Raw genomic sequence first — 16,064 nt, 5'->3', positions numbered from 1 at the left:
ACCCGAAGGAAAGATCTCCGTGTATATCCCCGCACATTTCGCCGTCAGCCCCGATTCGGTCCGGCACTTGCTGACCCGGCCGGCTGCGGCCAACCTGATCACCGCCACGGCGAACGGCATCCTTGCCACACTGCTGCCCTTTGTCTATGACCCGGCGGCCGGCGAGCTGGGTGCGCTGCACGGTCACCTCGCCCGCAACAACCCCCAATGGTCCGAACCCGCCCTCGGCGAATCGCTCTTCATCATCCAGGGGGCCGACGCCTACATCACACCGTCGTGGTACGCGTCCAAGGCAGAGCACGGGCGGGTCGTACCCACGTGGAACTACTCCACCGCCCACGTCTACGGCAACCTGGTCATCCATGACGATCCGGTCTGGCTCGCCAGCCATGTCCGACGGCTGAGCGATCACAACGAAGCCGGTTCGGAGCGGCCCTGGACGGTCGACGATGCCCCCTGGCGCTACATTGCCGGCCAGCTGCGCGCGATCGTCGGCGTCGAGCTTCTCATCACCCGGATCGAGGCGAAACACAAACTCAGCCAGAACCGGCCCGACGCCGATATTGACGGCGTCGTGGCCGGGCTGCGGTCGCGCGGGCACATGGAGAGCGCCGCCGACGTCGAGGCGGCACGCGAGGCCCGCGAGCAGGCACGGCGCCCGCACTCCGGCGACCCGGCCGGGTCCTCCGAGCTGAGCTAGGAACCGGCCCTCACGGTGCGCGGAACACCTGCGCTGCATGCTGTGGAGCTGATGGCACGGGCCATTGCCACGCGCCTAGGAGTCAAGGCATCCGGCGACCGATTCTGGGCGGCCGCGCAGGCGATGAGCACCGCCGGCGGCACCCGGGTAGGGCTCTGCGGCACCGCGGACGGCCTCATCCGCGGACGCAGCACCGGCTACTGACCCAGCGCGATGAGCCCCTGCCGCCAGCCCTGGCCCCACGGCCCGGGGCGCGGCGGGGGTTCGCTTTCTAGCCCTGGCGCAGCCCCAGGATGTTGCCGTCCGGATCACGGAACCACGCAGCCCTCGCGGGGCCGAGCTGGGCTATGTGGCCCGTCGTCGTGAGGGGGCCTTCGGCATAGTCCAGGAATTCGACGCCCCTAGCGCCCAGGTCTTGGACCACGGCCTCGATGTTCCCCACTTCGAAGTGAGCGAGGGTGTGCTCCGTCTCGACGGGCGGGCGCTTGAAAACGGAGATTTCGCTGGCAGTTCCGCAGCGGTACCGCACGCCGACGGGGGTTTCCCACAAGAATGTCAGGCCGAGGGTTTCGCCGTAGAACGCTTTCGCCCGCTCCAGGTCCGTGACCGGAATCGTGGCTACAACCATCGTGGCAGTGATCATCAGATACCTCCTAGGTGGACCTCGCAGGTTGACATCACCGGCCGAGTGCGCCCGACGCCGGGAACCGGCAGCCAGGAACCGAGAACGGCAACGGGGTCCTAGTACTTATACCCACGGATCGTCCCACCGTTCACCGGCAACGAGACAGGGTCATCGGGCCCTGCGGGCAACCGGGCGGCCGCCGTCTGAGCGACCGTGAGAAGAAGGCGGCCGGCAAGGTAAAACGGCAGAAAGTGGTATCGCTATCGAAGGGCTATCGCGACCGGCTCCGTCGCCTCTGGAGTCCATGCGAAACGCAGCCGGTGCCTCCGACACGGCCGATTTCGCGGCGTTTTCCTGCGTTTTCCCTGCGTTTTCCGGTTCCCGATGCGTCCAACGTCCGGCGCTACGGTTATGCCCGTAGCGCCGGAACTTCTCCGCATCATGAGTGCTTTACCGCAACGGAATCCGCCGCCGATATCCTCTGACGACGGCCGCCGTCTGCACCGCATGGGCGACAGTGCGTGGGTGACGCCGGCCGCCGCCGCCGAGCCCGGCCGGAGAGACTCACGTTGCCCGTCCCGGCTGGCAGCCCGTTCCGGCCTTGTGCATCCGCGCTCACAGGTCCTTACTGGTGGGAGGAGAGCGGGCCGACGGCGACCAGGGCCGCCCGTTGTGAAGGTCAGGTCCCCGGGTCTGGGGCAAGATCGGCAGGCACTCCAGTCGTCGGATCTGGATGAGGAGGATGGACATGTTCGCTCGCGTCAGCACATATCAGCCCGGCCCGGACAGTTCAGGAGCACCATCAGAGGACACGGTCAGCCGGGTGCTCCAGCTTCCGGGGTGCTTGGGCATTTATTACCTGTTGGGGAAGGACAATAAGTCACTGTCGATCACGCTGTGGGAGGATGCGGCTGCCCTGGCCGGCAGTGAGGAGGCTGCAACGAAGATCCGCACCGAGACCAGCGCTGAGCAGCACCTGCAGATCCTCGGCGTCGAGGAATTCGAAGTGCTGACAAATCAACTCAAGGAATGAGAGGGCGCCGGTTGCACGGCGAGTTAGTCACAGTCCAGGTCGCGAACCCCGCCGCTCGTCAGGCCGATCAGGAAGGAACTCTCAGGGAGGACCGGCGGAAGTCCGTTTGCCACACGTCGATCTCGTGTCCGTCTCCGTCGGTGAGGACGTAGTCGGGCCAGCGGTCAAAGGCGGAGCAGGGATGGGACAGCCCGAAATCCACGGTATCGGTGACCTCCAGTCTGGTTACCCCGGTGAGGACTGCGTGATGGTCGAAGAGATTCCGGACCACGGCGGCGGCACCGTCCTTTGGGGCACCATCTGCCGTCCGGGCCGTCAGGAAGGTGGGCAGTCCGGCGTCGTACGGAAGATCGCGTTTGCCGGCACCGACGACGGCCATCCCCTCCTCGGGGGTGGACAGTACGACGGCGCGAACGGAAATGGCCGGGATGAGTCCCGCAACGGGGCTGACGGCGGCGTATGTTCCGTGATCGTGGGTGACATAGCAGCCGGACCGCAGAACAATCCTGGTTCCAGGCACCTGGCGGGGGTCGGGAAGGAACTCAACAACGCGGTCCGGGAACGCGGACCCGCCCATGGAATAGACCGGCGCGGCGGTCTCAAAGTACGTCGCCGCCTGCAGATAGACGTCCCGCACCAGCCTGCAGTGCCGGTCAACGGCAGCGACCGTGTCCTCGGCCCTGCTGTTCGGCACGACGCCTTCGTATCCGGCGACGCCGACCAGTCTCAGCCCCGGCGCGGCACGGACCATCTCCGCCAGGAGCAGACCGTCGTGAAGGCTGCGCACGCCTGTGCGCCCGCCGGGTGTTCCGACGTCGATCAGCACTTCGAGAGGGACTGCCGCGCCGTCGAATATTTGCGCCGCCGCCTCGACCCCGGCTGCCGAATCGACGAAACAACGGAGTTCCCGTTCGGGGTCGTCCTCCAGCCACGCGCGGACACGCGTAAGTCCGGGCCTGTCGACGATCTCGTTGGCGACGAGAACGCGGCCATGGCCCCACTCCAGTACCGCGGCGACTTGATCCACGGTGGCGACGGTGACGCCGACCGCGCCGGCAGCCACCTGCCTCTCGGTGATCGGTGCCGACATGGTCGTCTTGACATGCGGGGCGAGCTCCACGCCCCGCCCGCGGCACCACTCCGCCATGACCCGGATGTTGTTTTCGAGGGCAGCGTTGTTGAGCCGCAGTTGCGGGTACGCCGGGCCCTTGAAGGTCTGCGCCGGCCCGGCCACGTCTGCGCCGCCCTGGCTCCTGTTCAGCCTGCCCACACGGATCCCCTATCCCCTATGCTTCCCGTTCCGATGCGGGCTCAGTCTTGTTTCCTGGCGGCCTCCGTGAAGAGGTCGCCCTGCGCGGCTCCGGACCCCGATGTGCCGCCGCCCGCGCCCCGCAGGATAAAGGCTATACCGACGGCGGCCACCGCACCGGCCAGCGGACCGGCGACATAGACCCAGTAGTCGCTGAAATTGCCGCCGGCAAGATCGGGCCCGAACGTTCGCGCCGGATTCATTGATGTGCCGGAAATGGGACTGCCCCACAGGCCCGCCACGGCAATGTACGCGCCCACGGCAAAAGCGCCGAGCAGCCCGACATTTTGCGCCCCGGACGCGGTTCCCAGGATGACACTGACCAGCGCCAGCGTCAGCAGCGCCTCCATCCAGAACGCGGCGCCGGCGGAATAGCCTGCCGCCGGATAGTTCGAACCATAGGTGGCGGATACGCCGATCACGGCCTGGAGCAGCAGGCAGGCAAGGGTCGCCCCGATGAGCTGAACGACGATGTAGCCGGGGACCCGGCGCCAGGGAAAGTCGCCGCGGAGCGCGAACGCGATGCTGACGGCCGGGTTCAGGTGCGCGCCGGAAATCTTGCCCATAAACAGAATGATCCCCATCACCATCAAGCCGGGGGCCACCACGGCCGCCGTGCGGCTGATGACACCGGGGAAGGCCTGGCTCATCATGCCTCCCCCGGCCGCGACGATGACCAGCAGAAATGTGCCATAGAGCTCCGAGAACAGCCGCCGCCATTCCTGGCGGGGATCATCAAAATTCTGAATCCGCAACAGGATATTTTGCTCGACTACTCCAAGTTCGCTGGCGAGATTGTGATTGCGCGCCTGGTCCTCACGCGCCCCCGCCCGTCCGGTACCGCTTTTGCCCTGATTTTCCGCCATGGCACGTCGCCTCCGCCGGTTCTGGACCCGTACCTTGCCAACTTGTTGACCCAAGCCGGCCGGCACTTGAGAGCCCCAATGTACCGCTGCCGGGCCCGCTTGTCAGCGGTGCGCCGGTGGCTCGCTGACGGCCCGGCGTCGTGCCGGCCCGACCGCCGCCTCCGGAGCCCCGAAAAGCGCCAGCAAATTCGTGCGGACATCACGAGGGCAAAGTCCTACGATTCAGCCATGACGCAAGAAACATGGCAAAAGTATTCGGAGTGGCCCCTCGTCGGCGCGGCTTTTGTTTTCCTGGCGGCCTACTCCATCCAGGTCATAGCCGATCCCCCGGACCCCTACGCCTCCGCCCTGACTCTTGTCATGGTCACGACGTGGATTGCCTTCGGCGTCGACTACATCGTGAAACTGCTCCTGGCACCCCATCGGGGCCGATGGTTCGTCCGCCACCCGCTGGACCTGCTCATGGTGGCGCTTCCGGTCGCGCGGCCCTTGCGGCTCCTGCGTCCCTTCACCCTGCGTCGGGTCATGGAAAGGGCCCCCGGCACTGCCATCAGGGCGCGCGTCATGGCCTACGTCATTGTCTCCGCCATGCTGCTGATCTATACCGTCGCCCTGAGCGTCCTCAGTTTCGAAAAGGGCGCTCCGAACGCGAATATCACGACGATGGGCGACTCCTTATGGTGGGCGATTGTCACGATCACCACGATCGGTTATGGCGACTTCTACCCCGTCACCATTCCCGGCCGCTGGGCCGCGGCGGCATTGATGGTCGGCGGGTTTGCCGTGCTCAGCATGGTCACCGCGGCGGTGTCCTCCTGGCTGGTTGAGAGTGTGACCGCCGCAACCAGTGCGCGCACGAACGCGGACGACGCCGCCAGCCGGGAGGAGCTCGCCCGCCTCACCGCCCAGATCAACCGGCTCCATGACCGGCTAGCCCGGGACGCGGGCGAATCCACCAGCAGCCCTGCCGAAGACATGCCTCACAAGGACGCCGGGTAGCGGCAGGTCCCTATGCCGACGGACGGGAACCGCCCATCCCGTGAAGCGCGACATCAGGGGCGCTGCCCACAAAACTCGGCCAGGACAGTTCGGTCAGCCGCGCTGGCGACCTCGGACCCGGTCCGCCGCATCTTTCCGCCAGAGCATGGCCGCATCCAGCCCAAGCCGGTACAACTGAGGCATGACAACCTCTCCCCTGGTGCTCGGCCCCATGATGCGGTACGTGGATGAGAAATCGGCGAGTGTCTGGGTGGAGACCCGGTTCGCTGCCCGCGTCTCGATCCGTGCCGGCGGCAGGGACTGGGCAGCCAGTACGTTTGCAGTTCATGGTCACCACTACGCGTTGGTGGAGTTGCACGGGCTGGAGCCGGCAACGGTCATGCCGTACGCCGTCGACGTCAACGGAACGCGGGTCTGGCCCGATCCGGAGTCCGGGTTCCCGCCGTCCATGATCGCGACGCTGAAGCCCGGGAAGCCGCTGCGGATGGCCTACGGCTCCTGCCGGACCAGTGTCCCGCACGATGCGTCCGGCAACCGGACCCACGGCGTCGACTCGCTGCGCGCCTACGCCCTGCAGATGGCCTCCTCCGGCGGCGGTGACCTGCCGTGGCCGGATCTGGTCGCCTTCCTCGGGGACCAGGTGTACGCCGACCTGACCAGCAAGCAGATGCAGGAGTTCATCCGCGCCCGACGGGACATCAAGGCACCACCTGGCCAGGAGCTCAAGGACTACGAGGAATACGCTCACCTGTACTATCTGGCCTGGTCAGACCCCGCGAACAGGTGGCTGCTGTCCACCCTGCCCAGCGCCATGATCTTCGATGACCACGACATCCGCGACGACTGGAACACCTCACTCAGCTGGAAGAGGAAAATGGAAGCGACTTCCTGGTGGCATGGGCGGATTGTCGCGGGGCTGGCCTCGTACTGGGTCTATCAGCATCTGGGGAATATGTCACCGCAGGAGCGGGCCGAGGACGCCATCTGGCAGCTGATCGCCGCTCACGCGGGCGAGGATGAGATCGATGTGAGCGCGGCACTGGACAGTTTCGCGGAGCGGGCCGACCAGGACCCGGGATCGTACCGGTGGAGCTACTGCCGGGATTTTGGCGACACCCGGCTGATTGTGGTGGATTCCCGGGCAGCCCGGGACCTGACGCCGGACGATCGAGCCCTCGTGGACAAGGCGGAAATGGCCTGGTTCGACGGCCGGATGCGCGGCGGTTTCCGCCACCTGCTGGTCGCCACGTCGCTGCCCTACCTGCTGCCGATGGGCCTGCACTACGTCGAGTCCTGGAACGAGGCAGTGTCCCAAGGCGCCTGGGGGAAACTTGCCGCCCGGGCCGGCGAAAAGCTACGTCAGGCTTTGGACCTTGAACACTGGGCCGCGTTCCAGAACAGCTTCCGCGAGGTGGCGTCAATGGTGACTGATGTCGCCGACGGCAAACGCGGCCAGGCACCGGAGACAATCACCTTCCTCTCCGGGGACGTGCATTACTCCTACGTTGCGGAGGTGGAGCGCACGTCGGGCAGCCGGGTCGTGCAGGCGGTCTGCTCCCCCATCCGCAACCCGCTGCCGCGGCTGATGAGGTCCTTCGCGGCGATCATGTCTTACGGACTGGCCACGCCGGTTGGCGCCCTTGTGGCACGCTCGGCGAAGGTCCCGGACCCGCCGTTTCACTGGTCCGGCATCGACGGGCCGTGGTTCCAGAACAACCTGGCCTATCTGGAGGTGGCGCCGGAGGGGCTGAAGCTGTGGTGGCAGACGGGCGTCCTGGACGACGGCGACAACCTGCATCCCAGGCTGGAACGCGTCGCTGCCCTCACTGTGGCTCCGCGGAGCGCCGCCACCGGAGCCCGGCCCGCATAGGATTGCGGGGCCGCCATGACAACAACCGCCTGCACGGCCCCGCATCCCGACGTCTGCCCAGCGGCGGGAATGTGCCCGGATCCACGCAGTCCCTGCCGGGTTATGCCGGCTGGTTAGGCCGGCTGGTTATGCCGATGCGGCGGTAGTGACGTTTTCGAGGACGACGGCGAGACCCTGGCCGACGCCGATGCAGATCGCCGCGACGCCCCAGCGCTGCCCGGAGGCCTGCAGGGACCGGGCCAGGATGCGCCCGCCCGACGCGCCGAGCGGATGGCCCATCGCGATCGCGCCGCCGTGCCGGTTCACGATGGACGCATCGATGCCCCAGGCGTTGATGCAGGCCAGGGACTGCGCGGCGAACGCCTCGTTCAGTTCGATGGCGCCCACCTCGTCCCTACTCAAGGACGTTGGACTGCTCCGCGGCGAAGTCGGTGCACTGCCCGCCGAAGAGCTCAACGGCGACGTCGAACAGGCGATCCTCCAGGCGCGGGCACTCCTGGGCTCTGGTTCCGCACGCGAGTAGCCACGAAACGGTCGCCAGGCACCGAACTCCCAGACGCTGAACTACCGGAAGGCCGTGAGCGGCGGCACCATGCGGGCCATTGTGCTGGGCAGCCCGGGATCGAAGCCGCCGGAGAAGTGGCGGACGCCCCGGCGGTGAATTCCGCGCCGGACAGAAGGCGACCACCCTAATGGGCGGCATGGGCCGCGTGTTCGACGGCGGCTACGCCGAGTACACGTGCGTGCCGGCCCGGCACTTCATACCGTTCGACGCAGCGCTGCCCTGGTCCGTCATAGGCGCCATCCCGGCAGCGTGCTGCAGGGATTCCTGCAGGCCGTCAGTGACGGCACCGCAACCGTGCCCATCGGCAAGGTCTACACCCTGAATGACATCGTCCAGGCCCACACCGACATGGAGGAAAGCCGCTCCAGCGGCAAACTCGTCGTCGCCACCTAAAGCCCCGGCGAGAGCCGCTCGGGCATGCAGGCGAGGGCCCGACGGGTATGAAGTTGTCACCATCAACAGCAGCGAAGCCTTGGTGTCCGGCCTCGTCGTGACGCCGGGCGGATCGCATCGGCAGCGGCCACATGGCGCCCGCAATAGTTGACGGCAAATACGCACTCCTGCATGATAGTTGAAACTTCAATAAATTTGCCACTACCCTCAGGAGCAGCCATGCGAATCCCCGAGACGCCCGAAATCGCGGACGGCCCATCCCAGACCGGTTCACCCGTGGTGGCGACCGCCGGGTCACCCGACCCGGCAGCGCCACTGGTGGTGCTGCTGCACGGCCGCGGCTCGAGCGAGCGCGAGATCATTACCCTCGCCGGCCAGCTGCCGCCCGGCCCTGCCTACGCCGCTGTTCGGGCGCCCATTGCCGAGGGCGGCGGCTATGCATGGTTCGCCAACCGGGGCATCGGCCGCCCGGTCGCAGAGTCGCTGGCTGATTCCGTGGCCTGGTTCCGTATTTGGCTCGATGCCACGGCCCCGGCCGGCAGGCCGGTGGTGCTCGTCGGCTTCAGCGGCGGAGCAGCATTCGCGGGCGGCCTGATACTTCAAGATCCGGAACGATTTTCCGGAGCCGCCATTCTGTACGGGACCTTGCCGTTCGAGGCCGGGGTACCGGTCACGCCGGCGCGGCTGGCCGGCCTTCCGGTTTTCGTCGCGCACGGCGACCAGGACAGGGTAATTCCGGCAGAGCTGCTGGACCGCACATGGCAATACCTGCTGACGCATTCTGCTGCCGTCACCCATGCCCGCCGCGACCCCGGAGGGCATCACATGAGCGGTGAAACGCTCGGAGAACTCGGGGCCTGGATCCAAGAGCGGTTCTCATTCCCTGCCCGTCCAGCTGCAAATGGGGACACCGTTAACAACGGGGGGTGACTGGCGCTGCCCGAAAGTAGCCAGCGAACTTCTCGCTCAAGACGCTTCAGGCATGGTCTCCGGGCCCGGTAAGGCACCGGCCCCACAGTGCTGAGGACTCAGGGGGCGGTCACATTCTCGATGGAGACCGTTTCGATGATTCTGGTCGATGGCTCACCGACCAGCGCCGGCGCCGTCACACCGGTTTTCCACGTGTCGTTCTGCAACCGGCCCAGGAAGTCCACGGCGGCCTCCTGCGTTTCGAAGTCCATCTCCAGCATCACGTAGTCTTGCTGGCCAAGCGGACGCGAGATCCGGTACGACTTCACGCCGGACGCGGCACGGTTCAGAGGATCACTGTCGAAAGCCCTCCTCCACATGTCGAAGTCCCGGACCTGGTGTTCGATTTGCAGAGTAATCACTGAGGCTCTCCTGTCGACGGTTCTACACGCCCAACTGTAGGCCCGGAAGGCCTCGGCAAGTAAGGCGCCCGGCGGAAACGATTTTCCGGTTCGCGTCTAGGCCGTCTGGGGTCCGGTGTTCGTCCCTTGGGTCGGAGCGTTGGCCTGATCGGCCCGGTGGTGCTGACGGCGGCTCGCCAGCAGGAAGGGCACAGCGAAGAGTTCGATTGCGCCGCCGATTGCCAGCGAGGCCGGGTAGCCGTACACATCGGCTGCCCGGCCGAGCATGGGCTGCACCACCACGCCACCGCTTGATCCCATGAGGGAATCGAAGCTGAGCACTGTTGCCCTTTGCTTGGAGGCGATCATGTCGTTCAAGTACGCCTGACGCACCGGGATGCCCGCCGAGGAGATCACGGCCCAGAGCGCCAAGAGCACCAGAGCCACCCAGAACACCTGCGTGAACCCGAGCACCACCAGGATTATTGCGCCCGTGATGCTGCTCAGAATCAACACCGTCGTGCGCTTGCGGACGAGGCGCCTGACGCGGGGCGCTATCCAGCCGCCGAGCACCTGCGCTCCGGCCACGATGGCCGCCGCGAGGCCGGCGACGGAATACGCGTGCGGATCCCCGAACAGCTCCAGCAGGTACGGCTGCAGGGCGTAAAACACATAGATCCCGACGCCGGCGCTGAACGGCGCGGCCAGCATCACGTAACGCACGGGTGGGTTCTTCAAGCCGTTCTCGATTGAGGCAGACAGGACTGCCCGTGTCGCCTGAAGAGGATGGGTCGAGCGTTCGGGGGTGAATCCGACGTCGCGCATGAGCCCGAAGGCCACCGCAAACATGGCTAACAGCACGCCCACGCGCAGCAGGAACGGCACGCCCAGGTTGGTGGCCTGCGCGATCACGCCGCCGGCCACCGAGCCGGCGAGCATCGCGACGCCGGAGACCATCTGGCCCCGCCCCAGCACCGTCTCCATCCCGCCTTCATACCCCGAGAAGCGCAGCGCGTCGATCAGCCAGGCCTCGACCGCACCAGAGAAGAAGGTGAACCCCAGGCCGAGCAGGACCGACACCACGGCCCACGACCAGAACGGGGCGGAAAACTGCCAGAGCAGGTAGTAGAGGTAGGTCGATCCTGCCAAGGTCACGGTGCCGAGCAGGAACGAGACGCGGCGCCCCCACGAGTCGGCGACGACGCCGGTGGGCACCTCGAAGAGCACCATTCCGGCCGTGAAGAAGGCGTTCGCGGCAAACGCCTCAAAGTTGCTGAGTCCGGCATCGAGCAGGAAGAGGGTGTTGATCCCCCAGATGAACGACGCCGCAAGGGTATTGCCCAGCGTCAACGTCAGATAGATGCGCTGAATCTTGCGGGCGGCGGCGTTCATCGCCTCGCCGCCCCCGCCGGGGCGAAGGGGAAGCACGAGCCCATTCTCGTCCCGCCGCGCCGGTGCGCGCCAGATGATCCGGCAATCCGCCGCCCGGCCGCAGTCCCTACGGGCTCAAATGGAAGACATCGGCTGTGATCTCGTGGCGTCCGGTCTTGCGTTGTCCGGCCGGTGTGCCGTACAAGACCAGGGCCGACCGGCCGTCGTCGAGTACGGTGATCCCCTCGGCGTGGTCGTCGCCTCTTCCGAACGGTGCGTCGAATTCGCAAGGCAAGTCGTCTTTGCGCAGGACGGCCTCGGCTTGCGACGTCAGCGCGTTGCGCCAGCGAAAGACGGGCGTGCGCCCGTCGAGCTCCATGGTGGGTCCTGCCAAAACGAGCAGGTCATCTCCGTGACGGCAGAGATCCCGCACGCCCAAGCCATCGAGGTGGAGAAAGTGTTTGCGGTAGCGCCGGTTCCCCGGACCGATCGGCTGTGGCTCGATGCCGGGCCCGTCGCCCACGGTGAGTTCAATAATCATCGCCCAGCCGCGCAGCACCGGCCCGCGCAGGCCGATGAACACGCGGCGGCCTGCTACGGCGAGGCCCTCGCAGTCAATGCCGTTTTCCTTGCCCGGGATCGGGTGCACCCCGGTCTTCGAGGCCTGTATGTAAACGCCAAGGTGCGGGTCATCGGACAGAAGCTCCACCAGATCCTCGCTGCGACCGAGGCCAAGCACAGCGGCGGGCTGCTGCTGCCTGGTCCGGCCGCCCGGATCCAGGAGAACCGCAGTCGGGACTCGGGCCAGCACCCGCCGACGCTGGCTGACCTCCACCGTCGCCAGGGATCTCTGCGCCTCTGCGGGCGTGGACTTGTCCTTCACCTGTTTGCGGGCCGAGCTGTGCGATCCGAGCAGCCAGAGCGTGTCAGCTTCGATATCGAGGCCTTCGATGTCCAGCTCACCCGTGTCCCCGGGCAGTTCAAGGACATTGGTGAGATCGAAACTACGATGGGCCCGGGCGCGGTCCCCATCCTCAAGCGTGAGCCGTTCGACACTTGTCGTCTCGTCATTGGCGACCCAGAGGTGGGGGCCCTGGCGAGCGATCGCGGAAAGTCCATCGCGGAGGTCATCCCCTGGGTCCAGGGTGCTGCGCTGATCCAGTACGAGCGTGATTTGGCCGGACGGTTCGTCCGGCCGCGGCCATCCGCGCATCGTGGTTCACCCTCCCAACCAGCGGGGAGCCGCCCCGCGTCCAAGCCTCAGTGCTTCATCTCGTCACCCTCATCATCCACCCGGCGGGCAGTCGGGGCCACTGCCCCGGGGCCGGGTTGAGCTGATGCAGGAAATCTCGAGATTTGTCTGAGAGACTGCGCGGAACCAAGCTGCCACAGTTGGCGAGCCAGATCAAAGGAGCCACTTTATGGTTGGATCGAGAGGAGCTGATAGTGGCAGACAAGGTAACGTCGGGGGGCTCCGAGGGCGGGAACGGTGGTCCGCCCAGCCAGGCAACCTTGGTCATCCGAGTCTGGAGGGACACGGAAAGTCCCGTCCCCTTCCGTGCCCGGATCATTGCGGGATCATCGAACAGTGACGAGCGCACGATTAGTTTTGCTCAAGACCGGGAAGAAGTCATTGCGGTGGTGAACCGTTGGCTAGACAACCTGCCTGATGTTTAGCAACCTGGCCAATTCCGCCTGGCCGGGCCGCTCCTCTTACGGGCAGCGCCAATTACCGGCTGCGCTTATAGAACGTCGGCGACGAGGCGCCGAATGCCCTCCGACGGTACAAGGCCCATGTCCTCGTTCAGTTTCGCTCGATACTTTTCGAAGGCCCGAAGCGCGGCAGCATTGTTGCCCTGATGCCTTTGAGCCTGAATGAGAAGTCCAACTGCACTTTCGTAGAGCGGTTCAAGTTCCAGTGCTGCCTCCGATGCTTCCAGGGCCAGCTCAAAGTCGCAGCGCGCCAGCGACTCGCGGGCAATGATGTGGAACGCGTGGAGCCGGTCCTGCCGCAATCTGCTCTGTTCAAAGAGCACCCAGTCGTCGTACCAGCCCGGGAGCAGTTCGGCATCGCGTAACAGGTTCAGGGACGACGCGGGGTTCCGGTTGAGCCCGGTTTGGCTTAGCTCTCGAACGCAGGACCGGACCCGGTACAGGTCGACGTCGACCAAATCGCTAAGCGAAAGCTCGGCGCCCCCGTTGACCAGCAGGCCCGGGGCTTGTCGGGAGACCAGGTGCATGCTCACGCGCAGGCTCTCCATGGCCCGGCTCTCGCGACTCTCCGGCCACAGGAGCCCGACCAGGTAGCTTCGCGGGCGGGGACCGTGGATGGCCAGGGCGGTAATGAGCCGCTGCTGACGCGCCGCAACATGCATGATGCACGAGTCACTGCGGAGTTTCCACGATTGGAAAAGGCTCAGCTGAAAATGGCAAAAGTCGCCGCTTCCCATTGGCACCCCCAAATCCAGCGTGACTGCGAGCTGGAACAGTTCTAGCCAAGAGGATCCGCATTTCGGCTGGGCCTGTCAATGGCCCGCCGATTGTGCCGGTTTTGTGAAGCGACACGGCGTGAGTGCGGGCACCCGCACAACGTGGGAGTAACGCTGCAGTAACGGCTGGGGAATTAACCTGCGGTCGACCGATCCCCTCACGGCTGGGGAAGTTCACCAGCCTGAACCGCCGCGCCGAGTCCGGCGCACCGACGTCGGACTCCATGCCCTTCGCCACTCACAAAAGGTGTTTCGCAGATTCTCAATCCTGAACTCCATGGAAGGAACATCATGACCCGAACTCCCAGGACCTGTTGCCAAATTGCCCCTCCCGACCTGCTGGGCCGGCTTGCCATCGAGGGTAAGCCCAAACAGCGCGAAGCCGCAGTACGTGCACTGGCCACATCAGCGGCAATCCGCTCACAACGGGCCGTGATGGGCCGGTTCGCACGACAGTTCAGCCTGGACGGCGGACGTATGGCCAGCTTGGGCATCAGGACAGAACGCCGTCAAACTGTCTACGACAACCAGAAGAAGGGCAGGTCGTTCCTCCCCGGTGTCCGGGCCCGCGGATGGACAGAACCACCCACCGCAGATGAAGCGGTAAACCAGGCCTACGACGGCAGCGCGGCAACATACGAGTTCTACCGCGATGTCCTTCATCGTAATTCCCTGGATGGAGCCGGCATGGAGCTCGTATCCTCCGTCCACTACGGGGTGGCGTTCGATAATGCGTTCTGGGACGGCGCGCAGATGGTCTATGGCGACGGCAGCGGCCGGATTTTCCAGGTCGGCGGCCTGACCCGGTCCCTGGATGTCATCGCCCACGAGCTCACCCACGGCGTCACCGAATTCACCGCGGGACTTGTCTACAGCAAGCAGCCGGGCGCCCTCAACGAACACTTTTCGGACGTGTTTGGTTCGCTCGTCAAGCAGTACAGCCTGAAGCAGTCGGCCGCCGAAGCGGACTGGCTCATCGGCGAGGGGATCCTTGTTCCCGCGCTGGGCAAAGCGCTACGCTCAATGAGCCAACCCGGCACGGCATACACAGGAGACCGGCAGCCAAGCCACATGGACAACTACGTTGATCTGCCCGACGATAACGATCCGCGCAACGACAACGGAGGCGTGCACATCAACTCTGGAATCCCAAACCACGCGTTCTATCTGGCGGCCACAGCGCTGGGCGGTCACGCCTGGGACGTCGCCGGCAAGATTTGGTACACAACCCTGACCACGCGCCTGGGACCCAGCACCCAGTTCGATGAGGCCGCGCAGGCCACGGTCGACGTCGCGGGCTCGTTCGGCGAGACCGAGCAGAAGGCCGTCAGGAAGGCATGGGAGGAGGTCGGCGTTCTGTCGTGAAACTGACAATCCGCAGGGGCGGCGGCATCGCGGGCATTGTCGCGCGGACTGAACTCGATGCGAGCGACCTGCCGCCGCCTGATGCGGAGATGTTTGCCGCACACATGAATCGGTCCGGACTGCGGGAGCCAGGGGAACCTCCTGCTGCCGTGCGGCGGCCGGATGACCAGCTCTACGAGGTCTCCTGGGAGGAGTCCGGACGCCAAGACAGCCGCCGATATTCCGAGGCGTCCCTCCCCGAAGGCGTCCGCCAACTGCTCGCGTGGGTTGACGGGCGGCCCGAGCGCGTCGAATCCATAGAGCCGTAGCCCCGCCCGGTTTCCCTACCCGTACCGGAGGGTGCAAAGCCTGCGGCCTGCCAGGACGAGGAGCCGGTCGAACTCGGTGGCTGCGATGGGCGTTACCGCCGGGCCGTCCAAGCGTGCGACCACGTCAGGCACGGTATTGCTGTGTCCGACCACCAGCGCCGTCGTGGAGTTCGCCAGATTTCGGATCGCGGCCGCAATAGACGCCGCGTCGTCCTGGATGATCGGCTGCAGTCCGAGGGCTGCCGCCAGCGGTTGCGCGGTCGCCTGCGTCCGCTGGAGCGAGCTCACGAAGATTGCCGTGACCCCGCAGTCGCCGAGCACGTGCCTCAGTTGCTGCGCACGGGCGGTACCGGCGGCATTCAGCGGAGGATCCGCGCCGCCACCGGGCGTTACATCCGCGTGCCGGATCAGGACCACAACAGGCCCCGGCTCTTCCACCCGTTCCCGGGAAGTCATGACGCCTCCAGTCTTCAGCAGCTCACGGTGGTGAACGACGGCGAGGACCCGATGTGAAGGGCCGGTAGCCGCCATCACCAGAGACTGCGACTCTAGCCCTACCGCGTTATTGCGGCGTTACTTGCACTGACCGGCCGGGCAACTCTTTGAGGCTGGTAACACCCGAGTAACGCCTGATGACGGAGACTCAGCGCGAGAAGGCCGACAAGGATTCTTCAACGGACGTCGGCCGACCAGCGACGTTGAATGCAACGAGGTACCGTTCGTCACCGCGCACCTCGACACCGTGCCGGGCGCCGGCGGTTTGGGCTTGTGGCCGGAGCTCCTGCGGATGAACGCCCCGTTCGTTGCTCAGCTCCTGGACAGTGGCAGCCGCATTGCTCGACCGAACAGGTGAAGGAGACC

Annotated in this window: 18 protein-coding genes and 1 pseudogene; 10 read left to right on the top strand and 9 right to left on the bottom strand. The window is 65.9% G+C overall.

The window, feature by feature from the left end; genetic code table 11:
• Nucleotides 1–19: 19 nt before the first annotated feature.
• Both LDO15_RS10195 and LDO15_RS10190 read left to right on the top strand, forming a co-directional pair.
• A complete protein-coding gene (locus tag LDO15_RS10195) occupies nt 20–700 on the top strand; it encodes an FMN-binding negative transcriptional regulator (protein ID WP_223986655.1) in 681 nt (226 codons plus the stop codon).
• 15 nt (nt 701–715) lie between these two features.
• Nucleotides 716–904, top strand: a complete 189-nt coding sequence (locus tag LDO15_RS10190) for a hypothetical protein (RefSeq protein ID WP_223986652.1) — start codon at nt 716–718, stop codon at nt 902–904.
• Nucleotides 905–971: 67 nt separating this feature from the next.
• Here the strand turns inward: LDO15_RS10190 and LDO15_RS10185 are convergent, their stop codons facing one another.
• Nucleotides 972–1,343 (bottom strand): VOC family protein, encoded by a 372-nt coding sequence (locus LDO15_RS10185; protein WP_223986650.1) that lies wholly within the window; start codon nt 1,341–1,343, stop codon nt 972–974.
• A 730-nt stretch (nt 1,344–2,073) separates the two neighbouring features.
• Here LDO15_RS10185 and LDO15_RS10180 point away from each other — a divergent pair.
• On the top strand, nt 2,074–2,358 hold the full coding sequence (locus LDO15_RS10180) for a hypothetical protein (RefSeq protein ID WP_223986647.1): 285 nt from the start codon (nt 2,074–2,076) through the stop codon (nt 2,356–2,358).
• Nucleotides 2,359–2,425: 67 nt separating this feature from the next.
• On the opposite strand, the gene LDO15_RS10175 is transcribed toward LDO15_RS10180, so the two are convergent.
• Nucleotides 2,426–3,628, bottom strand: a complete 1,203-nt coding sequence (locus LDO15_RS10175; RefSeq protein ID WP_223986645.1) for an alanine racemase — start codon at nt 3,626–3,628, stop codon at nt 2,426–2,428.
• A gap of 41 nt (nt 3,629–3,669) precedes the next feature.
• On the bottom strand, nt 3,670–4,599 hold the full coding sequence (locus tag LDO15_RS10170; RefSeq protein ID WP_223986643.1) for an aquaporin: 930 nt from the start codon (nt 4,597–4,599) through the stop codon (nt 3,670–3,672).
• 162 nt (nt 4,600–4,761) lie between these two features.
• Here LDO15_RS10170 and LDO15_RS10165 point away from each other — a divergent pair, with 162 nt between their 5' ends.
• Nucleotides 4,762–5,532 (top strand): potassium channel family protein, encoded by a 771-nt coding sequence (locus tag LDO15_RS10165; RefSeq protein ID WP_223986641.1) that lies wholly within the window; start codon nt 4,762–4,764, stop codon nt 5,530–5,532.
• Nucleotides 5,533–5,713: 181 nt separating this feature from the next.
• Nucleotides 5,714–7,402, top strand: coding sequence for an alkaline phosphatase D family protein (locus LDO15_RS10160; protein WP_223986639.1), 1,689 nt, complete (start codon nt 5,714–5,716; stop codon nt 7,400–7,402).
• 126 nt (nt 7,403–7,528) lie between these two features.
• On the opposite strand, the pseudogene LDO15_RS10155 reads toward LDO15_RS10160, so the two are convergent.
• A pseudogene (locus tag LDO15_RS10155) lies at nt 7,529–7,795 on the bottom strand (3-oxoadipyl-CoA thiolase); the annotation flags it as partial.
• Here LDO15_RS10155 and LDO15_RS10150 point away from each other — a divergent pair.
• The 3 genes from LDO15_RS10150 to LDO15_RS10140 all read left to right on the top strand — a co-directional run bounded on the left by LDO15_RS10150 (nt 7,779) and on the right by LDO15_RS10140 (nt 9,290).
• The gene (locus tag LDO15_RS10150; RefSeq protein WP_223986637.1) at nt 7,779–7,925 is read left to right on the top strand and encodes a hypothetical protein; all 147 of its coding nucleotides are present in this window, start codon (nt 7,779–7,781) and stop codon (nt 7,923–7,925) included. The pseudogene LDO15_RS10155 and the gene LDO15_RS10150 sit on opposite strands and share 17 nt — an antisense overlap.
• Nucleotides 7,926–8,216: 291 nt before the next feature.
• Nucleotides 8,217–8,360 carry a zinc-binding dehydrogenase gene (locus LDO15_RS10145; RefSeq protein ID WP_263428360.1) on the top strand — a complete coding sequence of 48 codons (144 nt, stop codon included), beginning with the start codon at nt 8,217–8,219 and terminating at the stop codon, nt 8,358–8,360.
• Nucleotides 8,361–8,579: 219 nt separating this feature from the next.
• Entirely contained in the window at nt 8,580–9,290 is a 711-nt protein-coding gene (locus LDO15_RS10140) for a dienelactone hydrolase family protein (protein WP_223986633.1), read from the top strand.
• Nucleotides 9,291–9,388: 98 nt separating this feature from the next.
• On the opposite strand, the gene LDO15_RS10135 is transcribed toward LDO15_RS10140, so the two are convergent.
• From LDO15_RS10135 to LDO15_RS10120, 4 genes are all read right to left on the bottom strand, one after another.
• The gene (locus LDO15_RS10135) at nt 9,389–9,691 is read right to left on the bottom strand and encodes a hypothetical protein (RefSeq protein ID WP_223986630.1); all 303 of its coding nucleotides are present in this window, start codon (nt 9,689–9,691) and stop codon (nt 9,389–9,391) included.
• Nucleotides 9,692–9,787: 96 nt separating this feature from the next.
• Entirely contained in the window at nt 9,788–11,062 is a 1,275-nt protein-coding gene (locus LDO15_RS10130; protein ID WP_223987254.1) for an MFS transporter, read from the bottom strand.
• A 106-nt stretch (nt 11,063–11,168) separates the two neighbouring features.
• Complete coding sequence (locus LDO15_RS10125; RefSeq protein WP_223986627.1) at nt 11,169–12,254, bottom strand: DUF3616 domain-containing protein; 1,086 nt, start codon at nt 12,252–12,254, stop codon at nt 11,169–11,171.
• A 529-nt stretch (nt 12,255–12,783) separates the two neighbouring features.
• On the bottom strand, nt 12,784–13,416 hold the full coding sequence (locus LDO15_RS10120) for a bacterial transcriptional activator domain-containing protein (RefSeq protein WP_223986624.1): 633 nt from the start codon (nt 13,414–13,416) through the stop codon (nt 12,784–12,786).
• 405 nt (nt 13,417–13,821) lie between these two features.
• Here LDO15_RS10120 and LDO15_RS10115 point away from each other — a divergent pair, with 405 nt between their 5' ends.
• Nucleotides 13,822–14,895: a M4 family metallopeptidase gene (locus LDO15_RS10115; RefSeq protein ID WP_223986621.1), complete on the top strand. Its 1,074-nt coding sequence runs from the start codon at nt 13,822–13,824 to the stop codon at nt 14,893–14,895.
• A complete protein-coding gene (locus LDO15_RS10110) occupies nt 14,892–15,203 on the top strand; it encodes a protealysin inhibitor emfourin (protein WP_223986619.1) in 312 nt (103 codons plus the stop codon). Before LDO15_RS10115 ends, LDO15_RS10110 begins: the two co-directional genes overlap by 4 nt.
• 15 nt (nt 15,204–15,218) lie before the next feature.
• On the opposite strand, the gene LDO15_RS10105 is transcribed toward LDO15_RS10110, so the two are convergent.
• Entirely contained in the window at nt 15,219–15,659 is a 441-nt protein-coding gene (locus LDO15_RS10105) for a histidine phosphatase family protein (RefSeq protein WP_223986617.1), read from the bottom strand.
• Nucleotides 15,660–16,064: the final 405 nt, after the last annotated feature.

Source organism: Arthrobacter sp. NicSoilB8 (genome assembly GCF_019977355.1).
Taxonomy (GTDB): Bacteria; Actinomycetota; Actinomycetes; order Actinomycetales; family Micrococcaceae; genus Arthrobacter.
The sequence above is the reverse complement of the archived record's forward strand: the minus strand, read 5'-3'. Positions and strand labels throughout refer to the sequence as shown.